The organism is Paraburkholderia sp. J12 (genome assembly GCF_905220215.1).
Classification (GTDB): domain Bacteria; phylum Pseudomonadota; class Gammaproteobacteria; order Burkholderiales; family Burkholderiaceae; genus Paraburkholderia.
This window is the reverse complement of sequence record NZ_CAJMZC010000001.1, coordinates 983979-996156: the sequence shown is the minus strand read 5'-3', so window position 1 is coordinate 996156 and position 12178 is coordinate 983979. Positions and strand designations below refer to the sequence as shown.

Genomic DNA, 12178 nt, shown 5'->3' with positions numbered 1-12178 from the left:
TCAGTTAGAAAAGAGTGCCCGCCGGGGGACGGAGCACAAAACTGTTCGCCGTAGCATTACCGGCTCCGACGGTCTGGTTCACCTGCACGAGACCAGTCGCATTCCTGAAAGCGGTACTGCCGATACTCGCCTCACGAATGCCACTGGCCTGGGCCGATTGACCCGGACCCCCGTTCGTTGCCGCCGCCGCAGACAGATCCCCGTCCGAGACAGTTTCAACACCGATCACACCAGCGCCGATCCTGGCGCTGTTGCTCTGGGTATTTCCCACGCCGGCAGTCTGGTTGACCATGACTGCGCCGGACGCGTTGGCGAAGGCGCCTGCACCGATGCTCGCGCTCGCATAGGGGAGGCGGGCGTTGGCGCTGGCGCTCTGCGCGCTGCTGGTGCCGTTGACCATCAGCGGCGCACCGCTCGTGATCGTCAACTGATTGGACTGGGCGTTGTTCAGGCCGGCCGCCTCGTTGACGGTGACCGCCCCGACCGTGTTGTTGGCCGCACCCGCGCCGATGTCTGCCACGGCGCCCACCACGGCCTGGGCCTGCGCCCCGGCCGTGCCCGCGGCGAGCCCGAGGGCGGCGGCGAGTGCGAGCGCGGCGGCGCGCGGCCAGCGCGAGAGAAGGGGGCGCGCGCTCATTTCACGGCTCCGAGCGCGGCCGAGATCGGCGAGAGCGCACCCGTCACGGCGCCGGCGATCGAGCCGCCCATGCTGCCTGCCTGGACGCCCGCGCCCATGCCCATGCTGTTGCCGTTCTCGCGGCCGGTGAGCAGGCCCGTGAGCATCTGCATGCTGGCGGCCGTGGCGCCGGCGGTCGTGCCCGGCGAGACGCCCGTGTTGCCGTGCGCGCTGGTGAGTTCGGCGTCGGAGACGACGGCGGCCATGGTCGGGTCGAAGCTGTTCGCCGGGAACGTGGTGGCGCGCACGAGCACCGGGTCCTGGCTCTTCGGCACGCTGCCGAAGGCGCTGCGCGGCGTGATATCGCGCTCGACGATGATGTCGCCGGGATTCACGGCTTGCGCCATCGCTCCTGCTGCTACCCCCGCCGCAAGGAACCCGCAGATCACCGCGGCGACCCCTGCTGAACGCCGGCCGCAGGCTGGCGTCGTCGTACGTCCTGTCATGTCGGTCTCCTGCCGGTTCGGCGCGTCCTGTATTGCGCGCCGTGCCGGACGCCGTGCCGCGCGAGCGGCCCGGCCTGATTGCGCTGGCCTACCTTCTCGTGTAGCTGGCAACGTTTCCTTGCGCGGCCTGCGAGCTGTCGACCGGGATCGGCAGCGGCGCGGGCGGTGCGATTTCATCCCACAGGGTGACGCTGTTGCCGCCGTGCATGAGCTGCGGCGTGGCCGCCACCATCAACATGCCGACGGCGCCGCCGCGCTGGTGCGAGAGCGTCTGGTCGTCCAGCGCGCCGATGCCTGCCACCACGCTGTCGTCGGCGGCCGGCGACGGATCGGCGGCAAGGGGGCCGCTGTCGGCAGCCGGGCTGCTGTCGGCGGGCGCCGCGCTCAGTTCGAACGTCGCGGAAATGGGTTTCGCATCGGCGAACGTGCTGTCGCGCGTTGCAGGAATGACATCGGCCATCACGTTTGCCGCCGCCGTGGCGATCTGCGCACCGGTATCGAACGACTGCGCCTGTGCAGGCGCCGCGAGCACGAGAAGCGCGGCGGCCGCGAGGGCGGCGGCGCTGCTGGCGAGCTGGCGTTTGACAGTTTGATGATCGAGTCGCATGGCGTATCTCCTGGTGCGGGAGATTTAGCGAAACGTGTGCCATGCGCCGCAATCCGTTGATGCGCTTCGGTGTGCGGTATTTTCTGCGGGATTTGAACTGCCGATTTTCACCAAAACGTTTCAGTGCTGAAACGCCGAAACGTTAAATCGCGGTTGGGCGCAGTTACGCATTGCGCGAAAGTAACATCCGCTAAGGCGGCTTTTAATCGGGGGAGCAATAGTCGAAAGAAAACATATGGATTAATTTGTTCCGACTATATGAGGGTTTTCGCGGGATTCAGACAGTGGAAGCCTTTCCATCCGGCCCGTTTTGATTCGCCGGGCATATTTCCTATCCATCCTGCCTGAGCGTATAGTAAGCTTCAGAAAACGCTGTAAAGCGGAAAACAAAAAGCCCACAGAGGCCACTGACTCACGCCGCGGATCGGGGTTATGCCCACAGCAAAAAGCATGTCCGTTCACCACCATTCGAGGGGAGGTGAAAAGGCGCTGGATTGCTGCGTGTCTGCCATTCAGGTGCGTGCCGTCATTCTCCAACACTGTGTTTGGCGAGAGGATCTGAATAATGGAACCCGCAACGCGGCAATTGATATACGTGACGCGAGATCCCAATGCAGCGCTGCACGAGCGTTTCCACGAGCGGGGCTGGCATGTGGAAATCGTCGGCAATGCGCGGGATGCACGCCGGGCGCTGCGCGCCGGCACGCCCGCGGGTGGTTTGCTCGATCTGTCCAGTCATTTCCATCTACATGAAATCGGTTCGTTCGAGCCGTGTCTTACGTTGCCCAACGTCGGCTGGGTGGCGGCTACTACCACGGGCCAGTTGAAGGACGCCGCGCTGCGCCGTCTCGTGCGCGACTACTGTTTCGATTACGTAACGGTGCCCTGGAACGGCGAGCGCATCGTCGATTCGGTCGGCCATGCGTATGGCATGGTCTCGCTCGGCGAGGCGGCCTCGAACGACACCACGGGCGGCGCCGAAGGCGAAATGGTCGGTTCGTGCGAGGCGATGCTCGCGCTCTTCCGCTCGATCCGCAAGGTGGCCATGACCGACGCCCCGGTGTTCATCTCGGGCGAATCGGGCACGGGCAAGGAGCTGACCGCCGTCGCCATTCACGAGCGTTCGGCGCGGCGCAATGCGCCGTTCGTGCCGATCAACTGCGGCGCGATTCCGCCGCACCTGCTGCAGTCGGAACTGTTCGGCTACGAGCGCGGCGCCTTCACGGGCGCGAGCCAGCGCAAGGTCGGGCGCGTGGAAGCGGCCAACGGCGGCACGCTTTTCCTCGACGAAATCGGCGACCTGCCGATGGAAAGCCAGGCGAGCCTGCTGCGCTTCCTGCAGGAAGGCAAGATCGAGCGGCTGGGCGGCCATCAGTCGATGCCGGTGGACGTGCGCATCATTTCCGCCACCCACGTCGATATGCGCGCGGCCATGCACGAAGGGCGCTTCCGCCAGGATCTGTATCACCGGCTGTGCGTGCTGCAGATCGACGAGCCGCCGCTGCGCGCGCGCGGCAAGGATATCGAGTTGCTCGCGCGTCACATGCTCGAGCGTTTTCGCAAGGACGGCAGCCGGCGCCTGCGCGGCTTTTCGCCCGACGCGATCGCCGCGCTTCACAACTACAGTTGGCCGGGCAATGTGCGCGAGCTCATCAACCGCGTGCGGCGGGCGATCGTGATGTCGGAGGGGCGGGCCATCACGGCGCGCGACCTCGAACTCGGCGACTATGTCGAGGTGGTGCCGGTGTCGCTCGCGCAGGCGCGCGAGGCCGCCGAGCGCCAGGCGATCGAGCTTGCGCTGCTGCGCCATCGCGGGCGCCTCGGCGACGCCGCCCAGGAACTCGGCATCTCGCGCGTGACCCTCTACCGGCTCCTTTGTGCGCACGGCATGCGCCACATGGAAAGCGAACCGCTCGCGCCGCATCCGGGCGGGCTGGCTTCGAGCGGCGGGGTTTGAGCGCGTGGTGAACGGGCTGTGAACGGGTTGTCGATCCGGGCAGGCGCCGCGCCTCGTGTGCGCCGCCTGTCTCTCTCTTTGCGTTATCGCGCGACTTGCTAGAATCGGGGTTTGGCCATCCGAACCGGGCCAGCCAAGCCAGACCAGGCCGAACCAGGTCAGTCCGGGCCCACAGGGCACTGGATCCGGCCGCCGAGGGAACCCCGCATGAAACAGTATCTCGAGCTCGTCCGCTCGATTCTCGACACCGGCACGTGGCAGGAAAACCGCACGGGCATCCGCACGATCAGCCAGCCTGGCGCGATGCTGCGCTTCGATCTCCAGCAGGGCTTTCCCGCCGTCACCACCAAGAGACTGGCGTTCAAGTCCGCCGTGGGCGAGCTGATCGGCTTCATGCGCGCCTCGCGCAGCGCGGCCGACTTCCGCGCGCTCGGCTGCAAGGTCTGGGACGCGAACGCCAACGACAATGCGCAGTGGCTCGCCAACCCCTACCGCGAAGGCCCGGACGACCTCGGTGACGTCTATGGCGTGCAATGGCGCCAGTGGCCCGCCTACAAGGTGCTCGATGCCGACGCCACGGCGCGGATTGCCGACGCCGAGTCGCGCGGTTACGCCCGCGTGACGCAGTTCGTCGAGGACGGCCGCCCGAAGGTGCTGCTTTACAAGGCGATCGACCAGCTGCGCCAGTGTCTCGACACGATCATGAGCCACCCCACCGACCGGCGGATTCTGTTTCATGCGTGGAATCCGGCGGTGCTGGAAGAGATCGCGCTGCCTGCGTGCCATCTGCTGTACCAGTTCCTGCCGAATCCCGCGAAGCGCGAGATTTCGCTGTGCCTCTACATCCGCAGCAACGACGTGGGCCTCGGCACGCCGTTCAACCTCACCGAAGGCGCGGTGCTGCTGCATCTGGTCGGACGGCTGACGGGCTATACGCCGCGCTGGTTCACCTACTTCATCGGCGACGCGCATATCTACGAAAACCAGCTCGATATGCTCAACGAGCAGTTGCGCCGCGAGCCGTTCGAAAGCCCGCAACTGGCGATTTCGGAGCGGGTGCCCGAGTATGCGAAGACGGGCGTGTACGAGCCGGAGTGGCTTGAAAAGGTGGAGCCGGCCGATTTTTCGCTGGTGGGTTATAGGCATCACGAGCCGCTCACCGCGCCGATGGCGGTCTGAGGCCCGGGTCTTACTTAAGGTCGACCAGACCGGCAAAAGAGACAAAAAAGCCCGCGAACTGCGAAGTTCGCGGGCTTTTGCGTTTCACGCCCTCGGGGGACGGCCCCGAAGGCGTTCGACATCAACCGCGCTTGTGGTCGTCGTGACCGCCGCTCGCGTGCTCATCCGGATGCGGTACCGGGTGCGGCTCGGCGTGCGGCTGAGGTTGCGGGCGCGGTTCTGCGTGCGCCTGGGGTTGCGGGCGGGGCTGGGGTTCGGCATGCGCCTGAGGCTGCGGACGCGGTTCCGGGCGTTGCTCGGGCTGCGGCTGCGGATGGAATTCCGCACGCGGCTGGGCTTCTTCGGGGCGCGGCTGGGCCTGCGGCTGAGGGTGGAATTCCTCGCGTGCCTGCTCAGGCGGGCGCTGCGGGGCCTGCTGTGCCTGCGGGCGGGCCTCGGCTTGCGGCTCGATGTTGCGTTGCGACTGGGCCTGCGGCTCATGTTGCGCCGCGAACTCGCCAGGACGGGCTGCGTTGCCGGGTTCGCCGTGCGACTCCATCGGCGCATGCGGCTGTGTCCACGCCGGCTGATGCGCTTCGGCCTCGCGCGGGGCATTCGGCGCACCGCTTTCGGGACGAGCCGCTTCAGGCCGCGCTGCGTCAGCTTGCGGCGGATGCGGCACGCCGTGCTCCTGCTGCGCCGGCTCGTGACCGTTCGCCATTACGGGCGGCGTGCCCGGCTGGCCGTGCTCGGGCGCCGGCGTGCCGCCCGGACGAGCCGGCTGCGGCGCCGCGCCGGCAGGCCGTGCGGCTTCGCGGATCACGGGCGAATGCGGCGGCACCACGCGCACGTTCTGCGGCGCCCAACCGCCATGCGCGGCTTCGAGCGGCGCATGTTCCGGCGCGGACACGCGCACCACGGGCGCGCCGACACCCGGCACGGCGCCGCCCTCGTGGGCAAAGCGCTGGGCCAGCGTGTCGTGGAAGGCGGGCGGCGTGACGGCCGCACGCGTCGCCACCACCTGGCGCTGTGCGAGCGCCGCGGGCGGGCGGTAGTTGGCGCGCTGCAGGCTGCCGCCGAAGCTGCCCTGAACCGGCGCGATGCCCGGCGTGCCCGGCTGGATGCGGGCATTGCGCCACTGCTGCGGATCGACGTGCTGCGCGAAGCGCGCAACCGGCTGGCCGTGGACGAACGCCGTCGCGGGCACCGCCGTCACGGCGCCGGGCGCGCGATAGTTGATGTAGGTGTTGTGCACGTTGATGTTCGTGACGTTGGTCACGTGCACGTTGTTGACCACGACGGTCTGGTTCACGCGCTGGTAGTAATGCGGGCTCCAGCCGCCCCAGCCCGGATGCCAGGCTTCTCCCGGCCCGAGCGCGAACCAGGCCACGCCCGCCGCGGCCACGCCGCCCACGGTCAGGCCCACGCTCCAGTCCACACCGCCGCCGCCACCGCCGCCCACGAAGGCGACGAGTGCAGGTGCATAGACGGGCGGCGCGCTCACGACGAGCGGGCCGGGCACCCACGCCCAGCTGCTGCCCACGTAAGCCCAGCGGCCGTAGTGGTAAGGCGCGAAGCCCCACGGCGCGTCGTCCACCCACGTCCAGCCCCACGGGGCTTGCCAGACCCAGTGGCCGTCATGGTACGGCGCCCAGCCGGCGGGCTGGGCGGTCGGCACCCAGACTTCGCCGTACTGCGGGTTCTCGCGCCACGTGCCGTTGGCGTCGAGGTCTTCGTAGCCGGGCATGTCGCGCGAGACATAGCGCGCCGACACCGAGCGGTCTTCGGCTTCGTCGCGCGAGAGCGCCCATTCGTCGAAGGCGTCGGGCTGCGGCAAGCCGTTGCTGGCCGTCTCCTGCAGGTTGGTGCCGGAGAACACGATCTGCTGGCCCGCCGAAACCGGAATCTGGCCGTTCTCGCCGTACACCGTGGCGCTGCCGCTGCGCACGGTTACCGTGGTCGAGCTGCCGTCCGGTGCGACGTCCACGCGATAGTCGCCGGGGCCGTTCAGGCCGAGCGCGAGGTTCGGTGTATCGATTTCGTACGTGCTGCCGGGCGCCAGTTCGCGCACGCGGGTGGACAGCGTGCCTTGCGTGACCTTCAGCTGGGCGTTCGTATCGTCGAGGTTGAGGATGTCGAGGCTCGTCTGCGCGCTCATGCGCACGGCCGTCGAGCCGATGTGCAGTTCCGAGCGCGCGTTGGCGTCGTTCCAGAGCTGGTCGCCGGTCGTGAGCGGGCGGTTGATCTGGGCGTAGGACCAGTCGGTGGCGCCGGCCGGTTCGGTCGTGACGGCGCCGGCCGTGTAGTCGAGCCGTGCAATACGGCCCGGCGGATCGACGTTCGTTCCTTCCTGCGCCCCGGGCGGCGCCGACTGGGCATAGGCCGGGGCAGCGGCGAGGTTTAGCGCCGCCATCGCGGCGCAGGCTATCAGCGTGTGGCCGGCGAGCCGGCGAAAAGCGGTGAGGTTCGGTGTGCGCTCTGTCATGTTTTTCTCCGTGGGGCGCCGTTTTTTCGGGGCGTCCTGTGAGGCACTGTAGCGGGCGTGCCTGTTTCCATGCGCGCGGAATTGTAAAACCTTATGGCCCAGATGTAACAGAACGTGTTGATCGTGTAAGGATTGCAAGGTTGGCGGATGCGTCGGTCTTGCGCCGGAGAATGGGGCGCGCAGTTGCCGCGGCGCGCCCGGTGTGGATGGATAGAGGGGACGAGACGATGTGTGAGGTGCCGCTAAACCGCCGTGAGTGCGTCGAATTCGCGCTGCCCGGTGGGTGTGATGCGCAGCACGCGCGGCCGGCTCGCGCGCTCGACCCAGCCGCCCGCGATCCACGAATCCAGCAGCGCGGCGCCGAGCGCGCCCCCGAGGTGCGGCCGGCGCTCGCTCCAGTCGAGGCAGGTGCAGGCAAAGCGCCGCCGGCGCGCGCGCAGCGCGCCGATATCGACGCCCCAGTCGCGCAGGCGGGCGGCGCCATCGGGCGAGGCGTCGAGGCTGTCGCCTTCGATCACGAGCAGGCCGTCGTCCACGAAGCGCTCGAACACGCGCACCGCTACTTCGCCCGCCATGTGGTCGTAGCAGGTGCGGGCGTGCCGCATCTCCAGCGGCACCGTGCGGGCCGGCTTCGTCACCGGGCGCTGCGGCGCGGCCGCCTCGGCGATGTTCATGAGCGCCTCGATGGCCGCCGCGATGTCGGGCGTCGCGATCCGGTAGTAGCGGTGGCGGCCCTGCACGGTGAGCGCGAGCAGGCCGCCGTCGGTCAGGCGGGCGAGGTGGGCGCTCGCAGCGGACGGCGACAGCCCGGCGATCAGCGTGAGCTCGCCGGCAGGGCGGGCGCTGCCGTCCATCAGCGCGAACAGCATCGCGGCGCGGCCGGGGTCGGCGAGCAGCGCGCCGATGCGCGAAAGGCCGGGGAAATGGCCGGCTTCGTCGGTGAACGGGGCGGGCATGGCGGCTCCTGATGTCCTCTGGGCGTTCCTTGGGGCGGCACGCGGGTGCCAAGTCTCTACTTTAATCGCGCGAGGCATTCGACGTTTCACGATGGACTGAAATGTCGGGTGCCGGTGGGTGCGTGCTGGCGGTCTCTGCCGGGGCCTTTTCCTGCGGGCGCAGAGTGCGCTGCGCTAGAATCGGAGCCTCATTCCCCTGGCATGCAGAGATGAAACGTCTTCTGGCCCTCGCGGCCGCCTGCTCCCTCGCGCTCCTGTGCGCAGCCTGCGCCCAGAGCGGCCACCTGCCGTCGAGCGACGCGAGCGGCATCGAGATGTACGGCACCATCGACGAAGGCATCGCCATTCGCCATTGAGCGCGGCGCGTGCCTCGCTTGCGCCTGGTTCGCACCTGGCTCTGGCAGAAATTGATGCTGTAATGACATGACTGCCACATGGCGCGGTGCGATGATGGCGGGCATTGTGTCCTTGCTTGCCTGCTGCGCCATGCCTGCCCAGTCCGTTTCGCGCCATATCGTTTTCGCCGTTGCGCCCGATCTCGTTCTGCTCGACGCCTGCGGGCCGATCGAGGCTTTCTGGCGCGCCGAGCTTGCCGCTCGGGCAACACAGGCCGAGCGCACGGCCACGGGCGAGCCCTGCGCCTACCGCATCACGGTGGCTTCGGTGGAAGGCGGCGTGCTGCCGACTTTCGTGGGCCTGCCCATCGTCACCGAGCGGCTCGATACGCTCGATGCCGCCGCCATCGATACCTTGATCGTCCCCGGCACCCCGATCGACGACACCACACCGTTGCAAGCCGAACTGGTGGCCTGGATCGCGGCCAGTGCGCCGCGCGCGCGGCGCGTCGCCTCGGTGTGCACCGGCGCGTTCTATCTCGCCGCCGCCGGGCTGCTGGACGGGCGTCGCGCCACGACCCACTGGCGCAATGCCGCGGCGCTCGCACGGCGCTTTCCGAAGGTCGATGTCGATCCCGATCCGATCTTCATTCGCGACGAGCGCGCGGGCGGCGTAGTCTGGACTTCGGCGGGCGTGACGGCGGGCATCGACCTTTCGCTCGCGCTGATCGAGGAGGATTGCGGCCACGACGTGGCCATGCACGCCGCGCGGCGGCTCGTGGTGTTCATGAAGCGGCCCGGTGGCCAGGCGCAGTTCAGCGAGGCGCTGGCGGCGCAGACTTCGGCGGCCGGCACCTTCGACGTCCTGCACGGCTGGATGGCCGCGAACCTGCACACGGAGCTGAGCGTGGAGCGGCTTGCCGAAGCGGCCAACATGAGCCCGCGCACGTTCGCGCGCCGCTATGCCGACGAGGTGGGCCGCACGCCGGCGCGCACGGTGTCGGCCATGCGCGTGGAGGCCGCGGCGCATGCGCTCGTGCAGTCGCGCCAGCCGCTCAAGCGGATTGCGGCCGACTGCGGCTTCGGCAGCGAGCAGAATCTGCGGCGCGCTTTCGAGCGCCGCTACGGCGTGCTGCCGCTGGAGTACCGCATGCGCTTCGCGGCCGCTTAGGCCACTCATGCCGCTCATATGCAGCAGGGGCTGGCTCGCCGCCGGAGCGCGAGCCAGCCCGGCCCGACACTGCGCCGCCCTTATTGCGACCGTATAATCGACGCCTTCCCACAAAAATGCCGCGCCAGCGGCAGAGCCCACGAGCGGAGCCCATCATGAGTACGCCTTCCCAGCCGCTGGAGCGTTCGGAAACGACGTTCCGCTTCCTCGCCGAGCCGACCTCGGTGAACTTCGGCGGCAAAGTGCACGGCGGTGCGCTGATGAAATGGATCGACGAAACGGCCTACGCGTGCGCGGCGGTCTGGTCGGGCCGCTACTGCGTGACGGTGAGCGTGGGCAACATCCGTTTTCGCCGGCCGATCCTCGTGGGCAACATGGTCGAGCTGCGCGCGCGCGTGGTGGCGACGGGCCGCACGTCCATGCACATCCACATCACGGTGCACGCGGGCGACCCGAAGAGCGGCCAGTTGCGCCTCACGACCGATTGCCTGATCGTGTTCGTGGCCGTGGACGAGAACGGCAATCCGATTCCGGTGCCGCCGTTCGAGCCGCAGACGGATGAGCAGAAACGTCTGGCCAAATACGCGCTCGACGTGAAGGACGCACTCGATGCGATCGTCGAACTGAAGCCCGAAGAGGTGGCGAAGGGCGTGGTGTAAGCGAGGAGCGCCATGCTCCCGCGAGCACGGCCATGAACAAAAAACGGGCGGTGGGGATCGTGTCCCCACCGCCCGTTTTTTGTGCGAAACCGCGACCGTCGTTACCGCTACTTCTTGAGATTGCCGACCATCTCGGCAGGCTTCACCCACTCGTCGAACTGCGCTTCGGTCACGTGGCCGAGCGCGAGCGCGGCGGCCTTGAGCGTGGTGCCTTCCTTGTGCGCCTTCTTGGCGATCTGCGCGGCCTTGTCGTAGCCGATGTGCGGATTGAGCGCCGTCACGAGCATGAGCGACTCGTTGAGCAGCGTGTCGATACGCGCGCGGTTCGGCTCGATGCCCACGGCGCAGTGATCGTTGAAGGAGAGTGCGCCGTCGGCGAGCAGGCGCACCGACTGCAGCACGTTATGCGCGATCATCGGGCGGAACACGTTCAGTTCGAAGTTGCCGCTCGCGCCGCCGAAGTTCACCGCCACGTCGTTGCCGAACACCTGGCAGCAGAGCATGGTGACTGCTTCGGACTGCGTAGGGTTCACCTTGCCCGGCATGATCGAGCTGCCCGGTTCGTTCTCGGGAATCGAGAGTTCGCCGAGACCGCAGCGCGGGCCGCTTGCGAGCCAGCGAATGTCGTTGGCGATTTTCATGAGGCTCGCCGCCACGGTCTTCAGTGCCCCATGCGCGAACACGAGCGCATCGGCGGCGGCCATCACTTCGAACTTGTTCGGTGCGCTCACGAAGGGCAGGCCGGTGAGCTTGCCGATGGTTTCGGCCACCTTCTGCGCGAACTGCGGATGCGCGTTCAGGCCCGTGCCCACGGCCGTGCCGCCCTGCGCGAGTTCGTACAGATGCGGCAGCGACGATTCGACGTGCCTGATGCCGTGGTCCAGTTGCGCGACGTAGCCGGAGAACTCCTGGCCGAGCGTGAGCGGCGTGGCGTCCTGCAGGTGCGTGCGGCCGATCTTGACGATATCGGCGAACGCGCGGGCCTTGCCGTCGAGCGTGTCGCGCAGCGTCTTCAGCGCGGGCAGCAGATGCTTGACGATCGCGTACGCCGCGGCCACGTGCATGGCGGTGGGGAACACGTCGTTGGACGACTGGCCGCGGTTCACGTCGTCGTTCGGATGCACGAGGCGCGACTCGCCGCGCTCGCCCCCGAGGATCTCGCTCGCGCGGTTGGCGATCACCTCGTTGAGGTTCATGTTGGTCTGCGTGCCGGAGCCCGTTTGCCACACGGCGAGCGGAAATTCGCCCGGATGCTTGCCTTCGATGATCTCGTCGGCGGCGGCGATGATCGCGCGGGCCTTCTTCTCGTCGAGCACGCCGAGACCCTGGTTCACCTCGGCCGCCGCGCGCTTGATCGTGGCGAGCGCCGTGATCAGCTCGGGCGACTGCTTCTCGGTCGAGATGCGGAAGTTCTGCAGGGAACGCTGCGTCTGCGCGCCCCAGAGGCGCGCGGCAGGCACGGCGATTTCGCCGAACGTGTCGCGTTCGAGTCGTACGTCTTCGGTCATGGTGCACTCCGGTGGATGGGGCGGCGCCGTTTCGGGGCCGCGTTGGCTTCGCGTCAGGTCCGCGTTGTGGCCGCTTTCAGGGCCGCCTTCGGGTCCGTCTTCGGGTCCGCTTCGGCTCCGATTGTGGACGAAAACGAGCGCGGACATCGCCGAATCGGGCAGGACGGATGTCACGAAGCCGGGCTTCGTTCCGCGGCTCGCCGGCCGTCGGCAGAGGACG

General features: G+C 68.1%; 11 protein-coding genes. 5 read left to right on the top strand and 6 right to left on the bottom strand.

Annotated elements, in window-relative coordinates:
• Positions 1-4: 4 nt before the first annotated feature.
• From U5760_RS04655 to U5760_RS04645, 3 genes are all read right to left on the bottom strand, one after another.
• Positions 5-637, bottom strand: coding sequence for a hypothetical protein (locus U5760_RS04655; RefSeq protein ID WP_322009897.1), 633 nt, complete (start codon positions 635-637; stop codon positions 5-7).
• A complete protein-coding gene (locus U5760_RS04650; RefSeq protein ID WP_322009896.1) occupies positions 634-1122 on the bottom strand; it encodes a hypothetical protein in 489 nt (162 codons plus the stop codon). The genes U5760_RS04655 and U5760_RS04650 overlap by 4 nt, the downstream gene beginning before the upstream one ends.
• A gap of 88 nt (positions 1123-1210) precedes the next feature.
• Positions 1211-1729 (bottom strand): hypothetical protein, encoded by a 519-nt coding sequence (locus U5760_RS04645; protein ID WP_322009894.1) that lies wholly within the window; start codon positions 1727-1729, stop codon positions 1211-1213.
• Between the two features lie 565 nt (positions 1730-2294).
• Between U5760_RS04645 and U5760_RS04640 the strand changes: the two genes are divergently transcribed.
• Both U5760_RS04640 and U5760_RS04635 read left to right on the top strand, forming a co-directional pair.
• Entirely contained in the window at positions 2295-3686 is a 1392-nt protein-coding gene (locus tag U5760_RS04640) for a sigma-54 dependent transcriptional regulator (RefSeq protein ID WP_322009893.1), read from the top strand.
• 207 nt (positions 3687-3893) lie between these two features.
• The gene (locus U5760_RS04635; protein ID WP_322009891.1) at positions 3894-4865 is read left to right on the top strand and encodes a thymidylate synthase; all 972 of its coding nucleotides are present in this window, start codon (positions 3894-3896) and stop codon (positions 4863-4865) included.
• Between the two features lie 121 nt (positions 4866-4986).
• Here the strand turns inward: U5760_RS04635 and U5760_RS04630 are convergent, their stop codons facing one another.
• A complete protein-coding gene (locus U5760_RS04630) occupies positions 4987-7329 on the bottom strand; it encodes a DUF6600 domain-containing protein (RefSeq protein WP_322009888.1) in 2343 nt (780 codons plus the stop codon).
• A 242-nt stretch (positions 7330-7571) separates the two neighbouring features.
• On the bottom strand, positions 7572-8285 hold the full coding sequence (locus U5760_RS04625; RefSeq protein ID WP_322009887.1) for a helix-turn-helix transcriptional regulator: 714 nt from the start codon (positions 8283-8285) through the stop codon (positions 7572-7574).
• A 209-nt stretch (positions 8286-8494) separates the two neighbouring features.
• Between U5760_RS04625 and U5760_RS04620 the strand changes: the two genes are divergently transcribed.
• The 3 genes from U5760_RS04620 (at position 8495) to U5760_RS04610 (ending at position 10450) form a co-directional block, all read left to right on the top strand.
• The gene (locus U5760_RS04620) at positions 8495-8641 is read left to right on the top strand and encodes a hypothetical protein (RefSeq protein WP_322009886.1); all 147 of its coding nucleotides are present in this window, start codon (positions 8495-8497) and stop codon (positions 8639-8641) included.
• Positions 8642-8771: 130 nt separating this feature from the next.
• Complete coding sequence (locus U5760_RS04615) at positions 8772-9791, top strand: GlxA family transcriptional regulator (protein WP_322010043.1); 1020 nt, start codon at positions 8772-8774, stop codon at positions 9789-9791.
• A gap of 155 nt (positions 9792-9946) precedes the next feature.
• Positions 9947-10450, top strand: coding sequence for an acyl-CoA thioesterase (locus U5760_RS04610; protein ID WP_415914032.1), 504 nt, complete (start codon positions 9947-9949; stop codon positions 10448-10450).
• Between the two features lie 107 nt (positions 10451-10557).
• On the opposite strand, the gene fumC is transcribed toward U5760_RS04610, so the two are convergent.
• Complete coding sequence (fumC, locus tag U5760_RS04605; protein ID WP_322009885.1) at positions 10558-11958, bottom strand: class II fumarate hydratase; 1401 nt, start codon at positions 11956-11958, stop codon at positions 10558-10560.
• Positions 11959-12178: the final 220 nt, after the last annotated feature.